Below are 18,616 nucleotides of genomic sequence, written 5' to 3'. Positions count from 1 at the left end.
GACGAGCGCGGAGCCAGGGTTGTGCATCAATGTGCAGAGAAGTGTCCCGGCGGCTGCTATGGCCACAACATGCTCTTGACGGAGGTGCGGTAACCCACGATTCTCGTGCACATCAATGCACATCCTGCATGGGAGGCAGGCATGTCGTTACGGTTCATCGGGATCGATCCCAACACCGGTACAGGGGAGAGCCCGACCGTGTGGATTGATGAGGAGGCCCAGGAGCTGGTCTTCCAAGGGTGGAAGGCAGGCCCGTCACTTGAAGCGCAGTGTGCGACAACCACCCTGCCAGGACATGCCGCAGGCATCCCCGACCACGAGGCCGTGGTGCGGGTCCCGGCGCGAATGGTGCACATCATCAAGGAGGCGTGTGATGCGATCGAAGGTACCCAGCTTCGTTGAACTGCTGGACGGGGCACAGCACTCGGCAGTGCATCTTGAGATGCGTGATGCCTATGGGGTGGTGAACGAAGCCGAAGACTTCGCGCAGTGGAAGCGCACTGGGGAGCGCGATGTTGACCCGGCTTCCGCATACTGGGCGCCTTGGGTGGAGCTGATCCGTCGCACGGTGGGCCGGGGGGTGTCCGTTCGCCGGGCCCGCATCGTGTCGGAGCCGGTCAGCGACTACATCAGGTACGAGCACGCCGCCACCCGGGTCAACATCGCTGCCGGTGAGCAGGTGAGGTGGCTGCCACGTAGGCGCGCTTCGGACATCGCTCTACCCGGCAATGACTTCTGGCTCATCGACGACCGGGTGATCAGGTGGAATCATTTCACGGGCGAGGGAGCCTCGGGTGGCGGTGAGATGAACGAGGAACCGGCGGTCGCCAAGCTGTGTTCGCAGGCGTTCGAAGCCGCCTGGGCCAGGGGCGTCCCGCACCAGGAGTACGAGATCCACTGACATGAAGGATTGCGCGCCGGCTCATGCCCATATCACCATCCTCCTCCGCACAGGCCGCTCGGGAAGCTGTCGCGGCGCGGTTGAGAGAGATTCGCCAGGATGGTGGGCTCACCGGGAGTGAGCTGGCCGCGCGTTGTGGCTGGCATCACGCCAAGACGTCCCGCATCGAGAACGGGAGAACATCGCCCTCCGCGCAGGACATCCGGTTGTGGTGCGGTGCTTGCGGCGCCGAGGATCAGACAGACGATGTCGTGGCTCAGTCCCGTACTGCCGAGTCCTTGTATGTGGAGTGGCGACGCAAAATACGTGCTGGGCTTCGACAACTGCAGAAGAGTTACGTGCCTCTCTTCCAATCGACACGGCTCTTCCGAGTGTATTCAGGCAGCCTGGTTCCGGGGTTGCTGCAGACCGAAGGATATGCATCGGCTCTGTTGTCATCCATCACGGGACTGTTGGACATTCCCGATGAGGTTGAGGACGCCGTTGCGGCGCGCCTGGAACGCTCGCGCATCATCCATGAACCAGGACGCCGATTTGTGCTGCTTGTGGAAGAGGCGGTGCTGCGCTACCAAGTCGGTGACGCCGATGCGATGGCCGCCCAACTGGGGCATCTGCTCGCGGTGGGAGCGCTTCCTTCGGTGTCGCTGGGGGTCATCCCTTTCGCTACGTCCTCCCGCCCGGTGTGCCCGCAGGAGACCTTCCACATGTATGACGACACGCTGGTGTCCGTGGAACTGCTCTCCGCTCAGGTGAGAATCACCCAGCCCGCTGAGATCGCGCTCTATTCGAAGGCTTTCGAGCAGTTGCGAGGGCTGGCCGTGTATGGACCGGAGGCGCGCTCGCTCATTGTCAAGGCGATCGAGGCGCTGGACTGACCTGGAGCGGACTCTTCGCAGCCTGCGCATCTGATGGAAGGCGGCGTGACCGGTGCAGACCCGAACCGGAGAGTGGTTCGACAATGCCCCTGTGGCGCATCGTCGTGAGGAAGGCATGTGATGGAGTCGAGCATTCCGCCTTTCGCTGAGCTGATCTCCCGGTGTCACTTATTCGCGGTCCACCTGGAGATGAGGGATGATTAAGTCCCGAATCCGCGATTCGAGGCATGGCGGCGGGGTGTTCGAGTCGACTGGGCGGATCGCTCGTCGTGGTGGCATCCGTTTCATCAGGCGGTGGCCAATGCCGTCGCCCGAGGTGTTGCTGTCCGGCGCGCCCGTATCGTCTCCGAGCCCGTCAGTGACTATATCCGTTGGGAGCACTCCGTTACCCGCGCCAATATGGAAGCAGGGGAGGAGGTCCGTTGGCTGTCACGAGCGCAAGCCGCACAACTCAGGCTTCCTGAAAATGACTTCTGGCTCTTCGGTGATCGCTTGGCGCGCATCCATCACTTCTCGGGCGACGGCACGGTAGTCCGCGATGAGCTTGTTGATGATTCGGATCTGATTCAGTGCTGCGCTGGCGCATTTGCCCGGGTCTGGGAGATCGCCATTCCGCATGAGGGGTATGTGATCCGCTGAATTCCCTGAGGGTGTCGGGATCGGGCCGGTGGAACCGTTGCATTGTTCAGCGCTTCGGAGTCACGGGGCGAGAGGCCCCCTTACCCCGCCAACCGCCCATAGTGCTCCCGCAGGACCCGGACCGCCTCCGTGATGGCCGGGCGGCGGGCCGCGCCCGGGCGCCAGAGGGCGTAGAGGCGGCGGATCGGCGTCGGTTCGAGGGGGATGGCGACCGCGCCGGCCGGTAGGGGGCCGCGGCCCAGGCGGGGGACGAGGGCGATGCCGAGGCCGGCCGCCACGAGTTCGAGCTGGGTCGCGTACTCGGCCACCTGGTAGGCGAGATCGGGCTCGTGGCCGGTGGTGCGCAGGGTGCGGACCAGCCAGTCGTGGCACACCGAGCCCGTGGGCTGGCAGATCCAGCGTTGGCCGACGAGGTCCGTGCGCTGCAAGGTGGCCCGCGCCGCCAGTGGGTGGCCGGCGGGGACGATCACTTCCGACGGGTCGTCACCGATGACGGCCTGCTCGACGCCGTCCGGTACGGGCCGCGGTGAGATGTCCCAGTCGTGCGTCACCGCCAGGTCGACCACGCCCTGGGCGACCAGTCCGGGGGAGATGTGCGGGTCCAGTTCGGTGAGCCGGGTGTCCAGGGAGGTGTGACGGGCGGCGAGTTCGGCCAGCACGCTCGGCAGCAGACCGCGGCTGGCCGAGGCGAACGCGGCCACCAGCAGCCGGCCCGTGGGCTGTCCGCGGCGCTCCTCCAGGGTGGTCTCGGCCTGTTCCACGAGGGCCAGCAGCTGTTCGGCCGTGGCGGCCAACTGCTGGGCCGCGTCGGTGAGGACGACGCCCCGGCCCTGCCGTTCCAGCAGCCGGGTCCGGGTCTCCCGCTCCAACTTGGCGACCTGCTGGGACACCGCGGACGGGGTGTAGCCCAGGGCGACGGCGGCGGCGCCCACCGAGCCGTGCACCGACACCGCGTGGAGCGCCCGCAGCCGGGACAGATCCAGCATCGTTTCCCCCGTCTCTCCGGCGGCCCCGCGGCCGTTGAGTGCGTCCGTCGTCCGTCGTCCGTCGTCCGTCGTCCGTCGTCCGTCGTCCGTCGTCCGTCGTCCGTCGTCCGTCGTCCGGCGGCCCCTGCGGCCGACCGGCCTGACCGACCGGCCGACCGGCCTGACCGACCGGCCCACCAGCCTGCCCGACCGGCCCCGTCGGCCTGCCAGTCCGTCCGGTCCGGCCCTCCGGCCTGCCCGTCCGTCGGGCCTGTCCGGCCGCCCGGCCTGTCCGGCCTCCCGGACGAGCCGTCCACCCGTCCGGCCCCGATTCACGATTGCTTCATCCAATCATGAAGAGATCAGCGCTGGTGCTTCACGGTCGAGGGCCGGGATGCTCGCTCCATGCGACCGCAACACATAGCTCTCGCCGTTCTCGTCGCCGCCGTCTGGGGCGTCAACTTCGTCGTCATCGAGATCGGACTCGGCCACTTCCCGCCCCTGCTCTTCAGCGCCCTGCGCTTCCTCGCGGCAGCGCTGCCCGCCGTGTTCTTCGTCCGCCGCCCGAGGACCGGGTGGAAGTGGATCATTGCCGTCGGACTGGTGCTGGGCGTCGCCAAGTTCGGGCTGCTCTTCACCGGGATGCACCTGGGCATGCCGGCCGGGCTCTCCTCGCTCGTGCTGCAGATCCAGGCGGTGTTCACGGCCGTCGTCGCCGCCGTGGTGCTGGGGGAGCGGCCGGGCCGGGTGCGGGTGGCCGGGATGTGCGTGGCGCTCGCCGGTATCACCGTGGCCGGGATCGACGAGGGCACCTCGGGGCCGCTCCTGGCCTTCGCGCTGCTCATCGCGGCGGCGGCCTTCTGGGGGGTGTCGAACGTCCTCACCCGGATGGCCGCACCGGAGAACGCGATGGGCTTCATGGTCTGGACGAGCGTCGTCCCCATCCTGCCGCTGCTCGGACTCTCCCTGCTCGTGGAGGGACCGCGGGCCGACCTCGCCGCGCTGCGTTCCCTGGACTGGAGCGGCGGCGCAACGGTGCTCTACGTCGCCTGGGTCACCACCCTCTTCGGCTTCGGTGCCTGGAGTTTCCTGCTCCGCAGCTACCCGGCCTCGTCCGTGGCGCCGTTCTCGCTGCTGGTGCCGGTCTTCGGGATGTCCGCCGCGGCGCTGGTGCTGGGCGAGGAGGTCGGTCCGCTGCGGTGGTGCGCAGCGGTGCTGCTGGTCACCGGCGTGGCCGTCACCTCGCTGGGCGGAGCGAGCGCGGCGCGGGGCCGGATCAGGCGGACTGGGCGAGCAGCCACGACAGATGGTCCCGGGCCGGTTCCAGCAGCGCCGGAAGCTCCGGTGCCTGCGGGAACCAGCGCTTCTCGTACTCCCACGACAGCCAGCCGTCCCAGCCCGCGCGGCTGAGCGCCTCCACGCACTCGGCGAGCGGCAGCACCCCCTCGCCGAGCGGCAGCGGGGCGGGCTCCTCGGCGGAGGCGATGTCCTTCACCTGGACGTAGCCGAGGTGCGGGGCGAGGACGGCGTGGGTGGCCACCGGCTCCTCGCCGCCCCGCCAGGGGTGCAGTACGTCCCAGACCGCGCCCACGGCGATATGGCCCACCAGGCCGAGGACCCGGGCCACGTCCACGCCCCGCGGATGCGAGTCGTGCGTCTCCAGCAGCAGCCGTACGCCCAGGTCGGAGGCGTCCGGGGCGACGGCGGCGAGGCGGCGGGCGGCGACCGTGTCCGTCTCCTCCGCCGGCTGGTCGCCGCCGCCGGGGAAGACCCGCAGGTACGGGGCGCCGAGGTCCCGGGCCAGGGTGAGCAGCTCGCGCAGCTCCTCCAGGACCGGCTCGTCGGCGCCGGGCGCGGCGGCCTCGGTGTACCCGGCGAGCGCGAGGATCTCCACCCCCGCGTCCTTGAACTGCTCGGCGGCGTCGACCCGTTCGCTCAGTTCCATCCCCGGGTTGACGGGCTCCTCGGGGTGGGCGCGCAGCTCCACACCGTGGTAGCCGGTGCGGGCGGCGAGCCCGGCCACCTCGGCCAGGGGCATTCCGGGCACACCGAGGGTCGAGAAGGCGAGTTTCACGGCTGCTCCAGGTGGGCGGGGACGGGAACGGCGGGCATGCGGCCGGGCCCCGGCCGCACGGGTCAACCCTGCCGGGCCCCCGCGCCCGGCGCATCCCCGCCGCGCGCAGGAATGCGGAACGGTTCGCGGCCGGGGGAGGGGAGGGACGCCGGGCTCGACCGGGACGCTGCGGACCGTGGCCGGGGGTTGTGCCTGAGGCCCCTCCCGTGGCGGACCGCGGCCGGGCGGCGCGCCGGTGGCAACGTGACGACGGCTGGCCCGACGGCACCGGACGCCTCGACGGCGGAGCGCCCCGGTGCCACGCGGGCCACTGGGAGCGTTGTGCAGAGCGGGGCCGAGTCCGCGGACTACAGCGTCAGGCGCCAGTCCTGGCCGACGAGGTCGGCGCCGTAGCTGTGGTGCGGCTCCTCGGCGACGAGGGCGAAGCCGGCCCGGAGGTAGAGCGTCCGGGCCGCGGCCAGCACGTCGTTGGTCCAGAGCACCAGTTCGCGGTAGCCCGCCTCGCGGGCGAACCGGACGCAGGCGTCGACGAGCCGTTCGCCGACTCCGTGTCCCCGCGCCGACGGGTCGACGAGCAGCAGCCGCAGCCGGGCGGTCCCCGGTGCCGCGTCCCGGACGCACATCACGGAGCCCACCGGGCGGCCGTCCAGTTCGGCGATCCACACGCGTTCCAGCAGCGGGTCGTGGTCCTCGGCGAAGTCCGCGACGATCCGGGCGACCAGGCCCTCGAACGCGGAGTTCCAGCCGTACTCGGCGGCGTAGAGGGCGCCGTGCCGCTGCACGATCCAGCCGAGGTCGCCCGGTTCGGGTCCGCGCAGCACGGCCCGCGGGGAGGTGTCGTCGCCGGGGGTGCCGTGCGGGGGCGTGGGCTTCATGGGGGCTCCGTAGCGCGCCGGGACCGGTCGGGGATGTTCCCCTGGCCTCACCGTAGTACGGGCAGGTCGCGGGCCCGCGCTCCGGACCGGCCGTCCCGTCCCGGCCCGGTCCGCGTACCGGGCCGGCTCGCGGATTCCGTCCGGCCGCCCGGTGCCGGTGCGATCCGGAGTACTGCGCGCAGTCGCTCAGCGGCGGTCCGGCGGGGGCGCCGTGGACGCGCGGGCCATCAGATCGGCGCGGACCGTCGCCACACCGCCCGGCGGCGGTTCCTCGCGGCCGATCGCCAGCCTCCCCGCCCGTGCCCCGGCCTCGTGCAGCGGCAGGCGCACGGTGGTGAGCGCGGGCACCGCGTCCGCGCTGAACGGCAGGTCGTCGAATCCGGCGACCGAGACGTCCTGGGGAATGCGCAGGTCCCGGTCGCGCAGCGCGGCGCAGGCGCCCAGCGCGATGGTGTCGTTGGCGGCCACGACCGCGGTCAGGTCCGGCTGTCTTCGCAGGAGTTCGAGCGTGGCGTCGTAGCCGGAGGCGCGGTCGTACGGGCCGTGGACGGTCAGCCGGTCCGCGCCCTCCGCGAGGCCCGCGGCGGTGAGCGCAGCACGGTGCCCCTCCAGCCGGTGCCGGGTGGTGCTGAGGTCCGCGGGCCCGGCGACGTAGCCGATGCGGCGGTGGCCGAGGGCCAGCAGGTGTTCGGTGAGCCGCCGGGCGCCGCCGCGGTTGTCGAAGGCGAGGGTGACGACGGTGTCCGGCCCGGCCGGTGCGGGGCCGGCGCCGGGAATCCGCTCCGGCAGCGGCGGGCGGCCGCAGAGGACGATCCGGGTGCCGTTGGCGGCGAGCCGGCCGAGTTTGGCGGCCACGGCCGCCAGGTGGTCCGGCCGCTCGACGGCCCCGCCGGTGATCACGACCGCGGCGGCGCGCTGGCGCTGGAGCAGGGTCAGATAGGTGAGTTCGCGCTCCGGGGAGCCGCCGGTGTTGCACACGACGGCCAGTTTCTCCGGGTCGCCCGCTCCGTGGAGTCCGCCGCCGATCTCCGACTGGACGGCCCCGGCGATGATGCCGAAGAACGGGTCGGCGATGTCGTTGACGAGGATGCCGACCAGGTGCGAGGTGGCGCCGGCCAAGGAACTGGCGGGCCCGTTCAGCACGTAGTCGAGCTCGTCCACGGCGCGCAGCACCCGGGACCGGGTGGCGTCGGCGACCGGGTAGTTGCCGCTGAGCACCCGCGAGACCGTGGCCGAGGAGACCTTCGCGCGGGCCGCCACATCCGCCAGGGTCACTGCCATCGCTGCTGCCTCCGGTTCACCGTTCCGTGTACCGGCCCGAGTCAGGGCCTCACTGAGGGTAAACGCTTCTTCCGTGGGGGACCTATTGAACGGTGCGGTCCGGACCGTTAACCTCCGGGCCGGGAAAGCGCTTACTGCCGCTTGCTGTGGGGGTGTTGTGGGGCTCACCGTGGGGAGGGGCGGCGCGGACCGGCGGACGGTGCGCATCGCCATGAACGGCGTGACCGGCCGGATGGGCCACCGCCAGCACCTCGTACGCTCCGTCCTCGCCCTCCGGGAGCAGGGCGGCCTCGACCTGGGCGACGGCACCGTGCTGTGGCCCGAACCGGTTCTGGTGGGCCGCAGGTCACAGGCGTTGCAGGCGCTTACCGAGGCCTACGGGCTGGAGCACTGGTCCACCGACCTCGACACGGTGCTCGGCGACCCGGCGACCGACGTCTACTTCGACGCCCAGGTGACCTCCGCGCGCGAGGCCGCGGTGCGCAAGGCCATCGCCGCCGGAGTCCACGTCTACTGCGAGAAACCGACGGCCACGTCCCTGGCGGGGGCCGTGGAACTCGCGCGGCTCGCGCGGGCCGCGGGGATCCGGCACGGCGTCGTCCAGGACAAGTTGTTCCTCCCCGGTCTGCGGAAGCTGCGACGGCTGGTCGAGGGCGGCTTCTTCGGCCGGATCCTGTCGGTGCGCGGGGAGTTCGGCTACTGGGTCTTCGAGGGCGACTGGCAGCCGGCCCAGCGCCCGTCCTGGAACTACCGGGCCGAGGAGGGCGGCGGCATCGTGGCGGACATGTTCCCGCACTGGGAGTACGTGCTGCGCGAGCTGTTCGGGCCGGTGCGCACCGTGCAGGCGCACGCCGTCACCCACGTGCCGCACCGCTGGGACGAGCGGGGTCTGGCCTACGACGCGACGGCCGACGACGCCGCGTACGGCATCCTCGGGCTCGACGGCGGCGCGGTGGCGCAGCTCAACTCCTCCTGGCAGGTCCGGGTGCACCGCGACGAGCTGGTCGAGTTCCAGGTGGACGGCACCGAGGGCTCGGCCGTCGCCGGGCTGCGCGGCTGCCGGGTCCAGCACCGGTCGGTGACGCCCCGTCCGGTCTGGGACCCGGACGGCCCGCCCGCCGGCCGGTTCCGCGACCAGTGGCAGGAAGTCCCGGACAACGGGGACTTCGGCAACGCCTTCAAGGCGCAGTGGGAGCTGTTCCTCCGGCATGTGGCGCTGGGGGAGCCGTGGAGCGCGGACCTCCTGGCGGGCGCTCGCGGGGTGCAGCTCGCCGAACTCGCGCTGCGCTCCTCCGCGCAGGGCCGCCGGCTGGACGTACCGGAGCTGACGCTGTGACGGGCGGCCGCGCCGCGTACGGCGCCGGGGGCGGGCGTCTCTGTAGCTGCTTACGGGGTGCACGGGGTGCACGGGGTGCACGGGGTGCACGGGGTGCACGGGGTGCACGGGGTGCACAGTGTGGCCGGGGTGGCCGGTGCCCGGGCCGGTGCACCCCGCTGGTGGACGGCGCCGGAGGCGCGGCGGTCGCCGGGCTGCGCGGCTGCCGGGTCCAGCAGCGGTGCCCGGACCGGGGCATCCCGCGCGACGGCGTTCCGGGCGACGGCGTTCCGGGCGACGGCGTTCTGCGCGGTGGCGTTCCGGGCGATGGCGTTCTGCGCGGTGGCGTTCCGCGGGGCGGCGTTCTCAGCGGCGGCGTTCCGGAGGGTGCGCGGTGATCCGGCTGCCCGAAGCCGGAGGCGGGCTGCGGAAGTACGTCCCGCGGCGGGACGGCGCGCTGCCCGGCCCGGGACGGCCGCCGGTCTCCCGCCAACTCCTGGCGGCCGCCCATGTCGTGGCCGACCCGTTCGCGGACACCACGCCCGACGGGCCCGCCGCCCTCGACTGGGACGCCACCCTCGCGTTCCGCCGCCATCTCTGGTCGCACGGCCTCGGGGTGGCCGAGGCCATGGACACCGCGCAGCGCGGCGCGGGCCTGGACTGGGCCACCGCGGCCGAGCTGATCCGGCGCTCCGCCGCGGAGGCGCGGGCCGTCGGCGGCCGGATCGTGTGCGGCGCCGGGACCGACCAGCTGAGCGGGACCGACCGGTTCAGCGGGGGCGGGCATGCCCCCGCCGCCGTGCGCGCCGCCTACGAGGAGCAGCTCGCGGTGGTGGAGGACGCCGGGGCGCAGGCCGTCCTGCTGGCGTCCCGGGCGCTGGCCGCCGGTGCCCGCGGGCCCGAGGACTATCTCGACGTCTACGGCGCGCTGTTGCGGCAGGTCTCCCGGCCCGTCGTGCTGCACTGGCTGGGCCCGGCGTTCGATCCGGCGCTCACCGGCTACTGGGGCAGCGAGGACCTCGACACGGCGGCGGAGACCCTGCTCGGCCTCGTCCACGCCCACCCGGACCGGGTCGAGGGAATCAAGATCTCGCTGCTCGACGCGGACCGCGAGGCCGCTCTCCGCCGCCGGCTGCCCGACGGGGTGCGCTGCTACACCGGGGACGACTACCACTACCCCCGCCTCATCGAGGGCGACGGGCAGGTGTTCAGCCATGCGCTGCTCGGCGTCCTCGATCCGCTCGGCCCGTTCGCCGCCGAAGCGGTGCGCCGGCTCGACGCCGGCGACACCGCCGGGTTCCGCGCCCGGCTCGGCCCGACCGTCGCACTGGCCCGGCACCTCTTCCGGCCGCCCACCCGCCACTACCGGACGGGCATCGTCCTGCTCGCCTGGCTCGCCGGGCACCAGCGGCACTTCACCATGGTCGGCGGCGCCCAGTCGGCCCGTTCGCTGCCCCACCTCGCCCGCGCGTACGAACTGGCCGACGGGCTCGGCCTGTTCCCCGACCCCGCCCTCGCAGAGGCCCGGATGCGGGCGCTGCTCGGGGTGCACGGGGTGGGCGGATGACGGGTGGAACGGGTGGAACGGGTGGACGGATGACGGATGCACGGGACGGACGGATGACGGGCGCACGGGATGGAAGGGCGGACGGATGACGGGGCCCGCCGGGAGCGGCACATGACCGGGTCAGCAGGGAGCGGGGCGTGACCGGCCTCGACCGGCCCCGCCGGAAGCGGAGGTTGACCGGCCTCGACCCGTCGAGAGCGGAGCTTGACCGGAATCAGCCGGTCGGGAGCGGAGGATGAACGGGCTCGACCGGCTGAGCCTCAACCAGGAGACGCTCCGGCAGTGGTCCCTCCCCGAACTCGCGCGGGGATGCGCCGCGGCGGGCGTTCGGGGCGTCGGCCTGTGGCGGGCGCCGGTCCGGGCGTACGGGGTGGTGCGCACGGCCCGGCTGCTGCGGGCGGCCGGGCTGGCCGTCTCCAGTCTGTGCCGCGGCGGCTTCCTCACCGCCGTCGACCCGGCGGCCCGCGCCACGGCGCTGGACGACAACCGGGCGGCCGTCGACGAGGCCGCCGCCCTCGGCACCGGCACCCTCGTCCTGGTCTCCGGCGGTCTGCCGCCCGGCAGCCGGGACCTGGCCGGAGCGCGGGAGCGCGTCGCCGACGCGCTCGGGGAGCTGGCGCCGTACGCCGCCGAGCGGGGGGTACGGCTGGCGGTCGAGCCGCTGCACCCGATGTACGCCGCCGACCGCTGTGTCGTCTCGACGCTCACCCAGGCCCTCGACCTCGCCGAACGTTTCCCGGCCGACCGGGTGGGCGTGGTGGTGGACACCTACCACCTGTGGTGGGACGACACGGTGGCCACGCAGATCGCCCGCGCCGGGGCCGGCGGCCGGATCGCCGCGTTCCAACTGGCCGACTGGGTCACCCCACTGCCGGAGGGCGCGCTGCTGGGCCGCGGCCTGCTGGGAGAGGGCTGTGTGGACCTGCGGTGGTTCCGCGAACGGCTCGACACGGCGGGCTACCGCGGACCGATCGAGGTCGAGATCTTCCACCCGGAACTCTGGGCCCGGGACGGGGCGGAGGCGCTGATGGAGATCGTGGCGGGGTACCGGGCGCATGTCCTCTAGTTAGCGCTTCTTACAGGGAACTTCCCGGGCTACGCACCGGAAGCCGGTGTCGTTGTCGGACATGGCCGCATGGGCGTCGTTGAACAGTCCTGTCGTGTCCGCTGGGCCCCGGCGCCGGATGTCGCCGAGTTGCGTACGCCCGTACACAACGATGCGTACACTCGTACACATGGGATTCGGGATGCTGGCCGCGGCCATCGCGGCGGAGGTGGCCGGGACGACGGCCATGAAGTACAGCGAGGGGTTCAGTAGGCTGTGGCCGTCCATCGGCACGGTGGCCGGGTATCTGCTCGCCTTCGCGCTGTTCGCCCAAACGTTGAAGGTGATGCAGGTCGGCACCGCGTACGCGATCTGGGCCGGGGCGGGGACCGCGGTTGTCGCCGCGATCGGGATCCTCTTCCTCGGTGAGTCGGCCGGGCCGGTCAAGGTCGCCGGGATCGCCTTCGTGATAGCGGGTGTCGTGATGCTCAGTCTCGGCGGTGCGCACTGATGGCCGCGGCGCGGCGGTACGACCCCGAGCGGCGCCAGCGGATCATCGACGCGGCGATCCGGGTGGTGGGCCGCACCGGCATCGCGGGGCTCAGCCATCGCAGCGTCGCGGCCGAGGCGGATGTGCCGCTCGGCTCCACCACCTACCACTTCAAGAGCCTCGACGACCTCCTGGTGGCGGCGCTGCGGCAGACCAATGAGGGCTTCGGCAAGGTCGTGCGCGAACACCGCGACTGCCTCGCCGATCCCGGCTGCGACCTCGCCGCCGAACTGGCCCGGATGAACGGCGACTGGCTGGGCGGCGACCGCGCCGGTGTGGAGCTGGAGTACGAGCTCTACCTCGCCGCGCTGCGACGGCCCGCCCTGCGCACCGTCGCCGCCGAGTGGTGCGACGAGGTCACCGAGCTGATCGCCCGGCGCACCGACCCGCGCACCGCACGCGCCCTGGTGGCGCTGCTCGACGGGATCTGTCTGCAGGTGCTGCTGACGGGTGCGGAGTACGACGAGGAGCACGCGCGGGATGCGCTCAACCGGGTGATCGGGACGGGCGGCCAGGGCCTGACCCGAACGACGGACCCTGGCTGACGACGGTCCCCGGCGAGGGGGAGTGCGGTGGACCGGGCAGCCGGTCGTGCGAGCGCGGCCGCGCGATCCCGCCCCGCTCCCCGTCCGCGGTGCCGGCTTCCCGGGGCCGGGGAGCTCAGCCCCGGTGCGTGCTCGGTGACGGGCTTCCGCGCCGTTTGGCTATCACCGACAGCACCACGGGGAGCAGCAGTTCCAGTGCCCGGGTGACGGAGGCGAGCGGCAGGCCGGTCTGCCGGGAGACGGTCTCCGCGGTGGGCTCCGTGAGCCGGCCGAGGACCCCGGCCAGTGTGCCGTCGCCCAGGGTGCCCGGCAGAGCGGCGACGGTGGTGCCGACCACCGTGCGGGCCCCCTCGGCGTCCGTGCCGAGCTCGCCCGCGAGCTCCTGGATCCGGTCGTCACCCAGCTCGGCCAGCACTTCCCGTTGAAGTGATTCGTCGCTCATGCGTCAAACGCTACGACTCGCGGCACATGTCGGCACGTCGGGTAACGGATGGATAACTGCCGGAAATCGTGCAACCCTTCCGGCCCCCTGTGGGTCGTAGTCAGCATCAGGCCTCCTGTCGGGGGGAGCCCGGGGGGGATCCGGAGAGGCCTGGGGGCGGGGGACCACGAGGGGGCCCGGTTGCGACCGGGCCCCCTCGATGAGGTCTGCGCCTGCCGGCACCGGAAGCCGGGCCGCCGTGCCGGGGTCAGAACGGCACGCCGCAGCGCAGCAGGACGTTCGCGTACGGCCGGGACTCGCCCGTACGGACCACCAGCCGCGCCCCGCGGGTGCGGGCCTTGAACTCCTCGTGCGGCACCAGCTCCAGTCCCGGGGCCGGGAAGAAGCCGTCGAGCAGCGCGGACACCTCCGGATTGGCCCGGCGCACCTCGGCGGCCGCGGTCGCCGCCTCCACCACCAGCTCGTCGAGCAGCCCCTCCAGCACCGCGGCGAACGACGGCACCCCGGCCCGGAAGGCCAGATCGACCACGACCGGGCCCTCGGGGATCGGCAGCCCGGCGTCGCAGACCGCCACCAGATCCGTGTGCCCCAGCAGGGCCAGTGCCCCGCTGAGATGACGGTTGAGTATTCCGGCCTTCTTCACGGGCGCTCGCCTCCCGCCGGGCCGGATACGTCGTCCGGGTGCCCGGAGGGCTCGCAGGTGCCGCCCTCCGCGAGCGCCCGGACCACCTCCGCCACCTCGGACTCGGTGGGGAACGACTCCTGTGCACCCGGCCGGGTGACGGCCGCCGCACCCACCCGTACGGCGAACCGCACGGCCGTCTCCAGGTCGTCGCCCACCCCGAGCCGCCAGGCGAGCGCGCCGGTGAAGGCGTCGCCCGCGCCGGTGGTGTCCACCGGGTCGACGGAGAGGCTGGGCACCCGCACCGTGCCCTCCGGCCGGGCGACGAGCGCGCCCTCCGGGCCGAGGGTCACTACGACCGAGCGCGGGCCGCGGTCCAGCAGTGCCGCCGCCCACTCCTCGGGAGCGGACGCTTCGGCGGCGGCCCCTTCGCCCGCCGCCGCGTGGCCCCGCAGCAGGAAGCGCGCCTCGTGCTCGTTGACGACCAGCGGGTCGCAGGCGGCCAGGACGTCGCCGGGCACCGGCGCGGGCGGCGACGGGTTGAGCACCACGCGGGTGCCTGCCTCCGCCGCGGCCCGTACCGCCGCCGCGACCGTGGCCGGCGGGATCTCCAGCTGGAGGGAGACCACCCGGGCGGCGGCGAGCAGCTCACCGGCGTCCCGCACGTCGTCGGGGGTGAGCCGGGCATTGGCCCCGGGGGAGACGACGATGCTGTTGTCGCCGGACGGGTCCACGGTGATGAGCGCGACCCCGGTCGGCGCGTCACCGGTCAGCACCCCGGCCGTGTCGACACCGGCCGACTCCAGCGAGCCGAGCAGCAGCCGGCCGTGCGGGTCGTCGCCGACCCGGGCGAGGAGCGCCGTACGGGCGCCGAGCCGGGCGGCGGCGACCGCCTGGTTGGCGCCCTTGCCACCCGCGTGGACGGCCAGGTCCGAGCCGAGGACGGTCTCTCCCGGCTCCGGGCGGCGGTCGACCCCGACCACCAGATCGGCGTTGGCCGAGCCCACGACCAGCAGGTCGCAGCCGTGCATCCGTTGTCCTTCTTTCTTCCGCCGGTGCTTCAGTGCCTTCCCCCTGCGGGAAGGGACGCGTCCCGTCCCGCAGGGGGTGAGGGGTCAGGAGAAGTCGGAGACGTTCTTCTCGGTGACGATCTTGACCGGCACCTTGACCGTGCCGGTCACCTTCTTGCCCTGGGCGAGCTTGACGGCGTTGCGCACGGCCAGCTTGCCGAGTTCCTTCGGCTGCTGCGCGACGGTCGCGGCCAGCGTGCCGCCCTTGACCGCCTTGAGGCCGTCCGGCGTGCCGTCGAAGCCCACGACCTTCACGCTCTTGCCCGCCTTGCCGCCCAGCGCCTTGATCGCGCCGAGCGCCATCTCGTCGTTCTCCGCGAAGACTCCGGCGACCTTGGAGTGGGACTGGAGCAGGTTGGTCATGACGTCCAGGCCCTTGGCCCGGTCGAAGTCGGCGGGCTGCTTCGCCGCCACCTTGATGTCCGGGAACTTCTTGATGCCCTCCAGGAAGCCCTTGCCGCGCTCCCGGGAGGCCGAGGTGCCCGCGGTGCCCTGGAGGACGACGATCGTCCCCTTGCCGCCCAGCTGGTCGGCCAGCTGCTTCGCGGCGAGCCGGCCGCCCGCGACGTTGTCGGAGGCGACGGTGGTGGCGATGTCGGCCTTGTTCACCCCGCGGTCGGCGGCCACCACCGGGATGTCGGCGTTGTTCGCCGCCTTCACGGACGGGCCCGCGGCGTCGGAGTCCACCGGGTTCACGATGATCGACTTCACGTTCTGGCTGGTGAAGTTCATCAGCTGGTTGGCCTGCTGGGAGGCGTCGTTCTGCGCGTCGGTGACATTGAGCTCGACGCCCGAGGACTTGGCCTCCGCCTGCGCGCCCTCCTTCAGCTGCACGAAGAAGGGGTTGTTGAGGGTGGAGACCGACAGGCCGACCTTGGTGCCGCCCGAGCCGCCCGAGGCGGAGTTGCAGGCGGTGGCCGTGAGGGCGAGCGCGGCGACGGCGGCGGCGACGGTGAGGGACTTCCTTGTACCCATGACTGCTTCCTTGCAGGGAGGGGGCGGGGGACTTAAGTGGGGGGGGGGAGAGAGATCAGGAGCTGCGGCGGCGCAGGGTGTCCAGGAGCACCGCCAGCGCGATGACGACACCGATGACCACCTGCTGCCAGAAGGCGGACACCGACAGCAGGTTGAGACCGTTGCGGAGGACGGCGAGGATCAGCGCCCCGATGAAGGTGCCGGAGGCCTTGCCGACGCCGCCGGACAGGCTGGCGCCGCCGATGACGACCGCGGCGATCGCGTCCAGCTCGTAGCCGTACGCCGCCTGGGGCTGCGCGGAGGCCAGCCGGGACGCCAGCACGATGCCGGCCACGGCCGCGAAGCCGCCGGAGAGCGCGTAGATGACGAGCTTCTGCCGCTTGACCCGGATCCCGGAGAGCCGGGCGGCCTCCTCGTTGCCGCCGATCGCGTACATCGAGCGGCCGATGTAGGTGCGGACCAGGATGACGGCGGTCAGCAGGCCCATGACGATCATCACGATCACCGGCACCGGCAGCCAGCCGCCGAGGGTCTCGCCGATCGCGGCCACCGGGTCCGGGAACGCGATGGGGCTGCCCTGCGAGATGACCAGGGCCAGACCGCGGCCGATCGACAGCATGGCCAGCGTGGCGATGAACGGCGGCAGCTTCCCGAAGGAGATCAGCGCGCCGTTGACCAGACCGCAGGCGATGCCGGTGCCGACGGCCAGCAGCACGGCCGGCACCACCGGAACGCCCTGCTGGGTGGAGGTCCAGGCCAGCACGGTGGCCGAGAGGGCGGCCACCGAGCCCACGGACAGGTCGATGCCCGCCGACACGATGACGAAGGTGACGCCGAAGGCCAGGATGGCGGTGACCGCGGCCTGGACGCCGACGTTGAGGAGGTTCTGGGTCGTCAGGAAGTCGCCGGACAGCAGCGACATCGCGACCACGAGGACCACCAGGGCGCTGAGCGCGCCGTTGTCCAGCAGCACCCGGCGGAGCACCGCCGTCGCACCGCCGTCCTTGCGCTTCAGGCCTGTGCCCGGGCCGTTGTCGCTGCCTCGAAGTGTCTCAGTGGCCACGGGATCCCTCCATGTCGTGCGAGTCGTCGTGCGGTGTGTGGTGCCGGTCGGCGGCGGTCGGGCCGGAAGCGTCCGGGTCCCCGGGGGCGGAAGCGTCCGGATCGGGAGCGCCTGGGTCGGAAGCGGACGGTGCGTCGTCCGGGGCGGCGGCGTCCGGGGCCTCCGGACCGTGAGCGCCTGGACCGGAGGCGGGCGGTTCGCCGTCCCGGGCGGACGGCGTGGCGTCGGGTGTGGGGGTGTCGGACGAGGACGCCTCGGTCGAGGAGGCCCCGGTCGAGGAGGTCGCGGCTGACGCCCTCACCCCCGGCTCGTCACCCGACTGCAGCGCCAGCGCCATCACCGCGTCCTGGGTCGCCTCCCGATGGCTCAGCTCGCCCGCGAGCCGGCCCTGGGACATGACCAGGACCCGGTCGCTCATGCCCAGCACCTCGGGGAGGTCGCTGGAGATCATCAGTACCGCGTGGCCGGACGCCGTCAGCTCGTTGACGAGCTGGTAGATCTCGACCTTGGCGCCCACGTCGATCCCGCGGGTCGGCTCGTCGAGGATCAGCACCCGGCTCTCGGCCAGCAGCCACTTGCCGATGACGACCTTCTGCTGATTGCCGCCGGAGAGGGTGCGCACCCGCTGGTCGAGCCCGGCCATCCGGACGGCGAGCTGCTCGGCGATCCGGGCCGCCGCGGCGCGCTGCCCGGCCCGGTCCACCAGGCCCGCCCGGCTGGCGCGGCGCAGCGTGACCAGCCCCAGGTTCTCCTGCACGGAGGCGTCCAGCACCAGGCCCTGGCCCTTGCGGTCCTCCGGCACCAGCCCGATGCCGGCGGCCAGCGCGGCGTTCACATCGTGCCGGGGCAGGCGTTCGCCCAGCACCTCGACGCTGCCGGAGTCGTACGGGTCGGCGCCGAACACCGCCCGCGCGACCTCGGTGCGGCCCGCGCCGACCAGTCCGGCCAGCCCGACCACCTCACCGGCCCGCACCTCGAAGCCGACGTCGTGGAAGTGGCCGCGCCGGGTCAGCCCGGAGACCCGCAGCAGCGGGGCCGCCTCCGCGGCGGCGGACGGCTGCGGGGACTCCGTCCGCTCCCGCGGGTACTGCTGCTCGATGCTGCGGCCCACCATCAGCCGCACCAGCTCGTCCTCCGGCGTGTCCGCCGGGACCTGGGAGACGCTCCGGCCGTCCCGGAGCACGGTGACCCGGTCGCCGAGCGCGGCGATCTCCTCCAGGTGGTGGGTGATGAAGACGATCCCCACGCCGTCCGCCCGCAGCGCGCGGACGATCCGGAAGAGCTTGTCGACCTCTTCGCTGGTGAGCACGGCGGTCGGCTCGTCCATGATCAGGACGCGGGCGTTCAGGCTGAGTGCCTTGGCGATCTCGACCATCTGGAGCCGGGCGATGCCCAGGTCCCGGACCCGGGCCTGCGGGGAGACGTCCACGCCCACCCGGGCCAGCAGTTCGGCGGCGTCCGCGTGCATCCGCCCGCGGTCGACGAACCCGAACCGGCGCGGCTGGCGGCCCAGGAAGATGTTCTCGGCGACGCTCAGATCCGGGACCAGGTTGAACTCCTGGTGGATCGTGGCGATCCCGAACCGCTCGGCGTCCTGGGCGCCCTGGATCCGGACCGGGCGCCCGTCGACCAGAATGCGCCCGTCGTCCGGCCGGTGCGCCCCCGAGAGGGCCTTGATCAGGGTGCTCTTGCCCGCGCCGTTCTCCCCGAGCAGGACGTGCACCTCACCGGCGCGCAGGTCGAAGTCGACGCCGTCCAGCGCCACCACCCCGGGGAACGTCTTGCGCACCCCCTCCATGCGCAGCAGTTCGG

15 protein-coding genes and 4 pseudogenes are annotated in these 18,616 nt (G+C 72.7%); 10 read left to right on the top strand and 9 right to left on the bottom strand.

Going from position 1 to position 18,616, the window contains the following annotated elements:
* Window positions 1–141 precede the first annotated feature (141 nt).
* From ACFYYR_RS02785 to ACFYYR_RS02770, 4 genes and pseudogenes are all read left to right on the top strand, one after another.
* Window positions 142–402: a hypothetical protein gene (locus ACFYYR_RS02785; protein ID WP_388846146.1), complete on the top strand. Its 261-nt coding sequence runs from the start codon at window positions 142–144 to the stop codon at window positions 400–402.
* Window positions 374–901 carry a DUF6879 family protein gene (locus tag ACFYYR_RS02780; protein ID WP_388846144.1) on the top strand — a complete coding sequence of 176 codons (528 nt, stop codon included), beginning with the start codon at window positions 374–376 and terminating at the stop codon, window positions 899–901. The genes ACFYYR_RS02785 and ACFYYR_RS02780 overlap by 29 nt, the downstream gene beginning before the upstream one ends.
* 23 nt (window positions 902–924) lie before the next feature.
* Entirely contained in the window at window positions 925–1,776 is an 852-nt protein-coding gene (locus ACFYYR_RS02775) for a helix-turn-helix domain-containing protein (protein ID WP_388846142.1), read from the top strand.
* Between the two features lie 120 nt (window positions 1,777–1,896).
* Window positions 1,897–2,415 (top strand): annotated as a pseudogene (locus ACFYYR_RS02770) (DUF6879 family protein).
* A gap of 80 nt (window positions 2,416–2,495) precedes the next feature.
* Here the strand turns inward: ACFYYR_RS02770 and ACFYYR_RS02765 are convergent.
* Complete coding sequence (locus ACFYYR_RS02765; RefSeq protein ID WP_388846140.1) at window positions 2,496–3,401, bottom strand: LysR family transcriptional regulator; 906 nt, start codon at window positions 3,399–3,401, stop codon at window positions 2,496–2,498.
* 384 nt (window positions 3,402–3,785) lie between these two features.
* Between ACFYYR_RS02765 and ACFYYR_RS02760 the strand changes: the two are divergent.
* Window positions 3,786–4,613, top strand: a pseudogene (locus ACFYYR_RS02760) (EamA family transporter); the annotation flags it as partial.
* 43 nt (window positions 4,614–4,656) lie between these two features.
* Here ACFYYR_RS02760 and ACFYYR_RS02755 read toward each other — a convergent pair.
* From ACFYYR_RS02755 to ACFYYR_RS02745, 3 genes and pseudogenes are all read right to left on the bottom strand, one after another.
* A complete protein-coding gene (locus tag ACFYYR_RS02755; RefSeq protein WP_388846138.1) occupies window positions 4,657–5,454 on the bottom strand; it encodes a sugar phosphate isomerase/epimerase family protein in 798 nt (265 codons plus the stop codon).
* Window positions 5,455–5,801: 347 nt separating this feature from the next.
* Window positions 5,802–6,275 (bottom strand): annotated as a pseudogene (locus ACFYYR_RS02750) (GNAT family N-acetyltransferase); the annotation flags it as partial.
* A gap of 240 nt (window positions 6,276–6,515) precedes the next feature.
* Window positions 6,516–7,610: a LacI family DNA-binding transcriptional regulator gene (locus tag ACFYYR_RS02745; protein ID WP_388846136.1), complete on the bottom strand. Its 1,095-nt coding sequence runs from the start codon at window positions 7,608–7,610 to the stop codon at window positions 6,516–6,518.
* A 211-nt stretch (window positions 7,611–7,821) separates the two neighbouring features.
* Here ACFYYR_RS02745 and ACFYYR_RS02740 point away from each other — a divergent pair, with 211 nt between their 5' ends.
* The 5 genes from ACFYYR_RS02740 (at window position 7,822) to ACFYYR_RS02720 (ending at window position 12,632) form a co-directional block, all read left to right on the top strand.
* On the top strand, window positions 7,822–8,946 hold the full coding sequence (locus tag ACFYYR_RS02740; RefSeq protein WP_388846134.1) for a Gfo/Idh/MocA family protein: 1,125 nt from the start codon (window positions 7,822–7,824) through the stop codon (window positions 8,944–8,946).
* A gap of 373 nt (window positions 8,947–9,319) precedes the next feature.
* Window positions 9,320–10,492 (top strand): dihydrodipicolinate synthase family protein, encoded by a 1,173-nt coding sequence (locus ACFYYR_RS02735; protein WP_388846132.1) that lies wholly within the window; start codon window positions 9,320–9,322, stop codon window positions 10,490–10,492.
* Window positions 10,493–10,727: 235 nt separating this feature from the next.
* Complete coding sequence (locus tag ACFYYR_RS02730) at window positions 10,728–11,558, top strand: sugar phosphate isomerase/epimerase family protein (protein ID WP_388846130.1); 831 nt, start codon at window positions 10,728–10,730, stop codon at window positions 11,556–11,558.
* A gap of 169 nt (window positions 11,559–11,727) precedes the next feature.
* A complete protein-coding gene (locus ACFYYR_RS02725; RefSeq protein ID WP_388846129.1) occupies window positions 11,728–12,048 on the top strand; it encodes a DMT family transporter in 321 nt (106 codons plus the stop codon).
* The gene (locus ACFYYR_RS02720) at window positions 12,048–12,632 is read left to right on the top strand and encodes a TetR/AcrR family transcriptional regulator (protein ID WP_388846127.1); all 585 of its coding nucleotides are present in this window, start codon (window positions 12,048–12,050) and stop codon (window positions 12,630–12,632) included. Before ACFYYR_RS02725 ends, ACFYYR_RS02720 begins: the two co-directional genes overlap by 1 nt.
* Before the next feature lie 115 nt (window positions 12,633–12,747).
* On the opposite strand, the gene ACFYYR_RS02715 is transcribed toward ACFYYR_RS02720, so the two are convergent.
* The 5 genes and pseudogenes from ACFYYR_RS02715 to ACFYYR_RS02695 all read right to left on the bottom strand — a co-directional run bounded on the left by ACFYYR_RS02715 (window position 12,748) and on the right by ACFYYR_RS02695 (window position 18,602).
* Window positions 12,748–13,074, bottom strand: coding sequence for a DUF937 domain-containing protein (locus tag ACFYYR_RS02715; protein ID WP_388846125.1), 327 nt, complete (start codon window positions 13,072–13,074; stop codon window positions 12,748–12,750).
* 247 nt (window positions 13,075–13,321) lie between these two features.
* Entirely contained in the window at window positions 13,322–13,717 is a 396-nt protein-coding gene (gene rbsD / locus ACFYYR_RS02710) for a D-ribose pyranase (RefSeq protein ID WP_388846123.1), read from the bottom strand.
* The gene (rbsK, locus tag ACFYYR_RS02705) at window positions 13,714–14,727 is read right to left on the bottom strand and encodes a ribokinase (protein WP_388846121.1); all 1,014 of its coding nucleotides are present in this window, start codon (window positions 14,725–14,727) and stop codon (window positions 13,714–13,716) included. The genes rbsD and rbsK overlap by 4 nt, the downstream gene beginning before the upstream one ends.
* A gap of 84 nt (window positions 14,728–14,811) precedes the next feature.
* A pseudogene (locus tag ACFYYR_RS02700) lies at window positions 14,812–16,804 on the bottom strand (substrate-binding domain-containing protein).
* On the bottom strand, window positions 16,794–18,602 hold the full coding sequence (locus tag ACFYYR_RS02695; RefSeq protein ID WP_388846435.1) for an ATP-binding cassette domain-containing protein: 1,809 nt from the start codon (window positions 18,600–18,602) through the stop codon (window positions 16,794–16,796). Before ACFYYR_RS02695 ends, ACFYYR_RS02700 begins: the two are co-directional and overlap by 11 nt.
* Window positions 18,603–18,616 lie beyond the last annotated feature (14 nt).

Source organism: Streptomyces sp. NPDC001922, from assembly GCF_042891165.1.
Lineage (GTDB): Bacteria > Actinomycetota > Actinomycetes > Streptomycetales > Streptomycetaceae > Streptomyces.
Note: the sequence above shows the minus strand (reverse complement) of the source record. Positions and strands in the feature narration are given on the sequence as shown.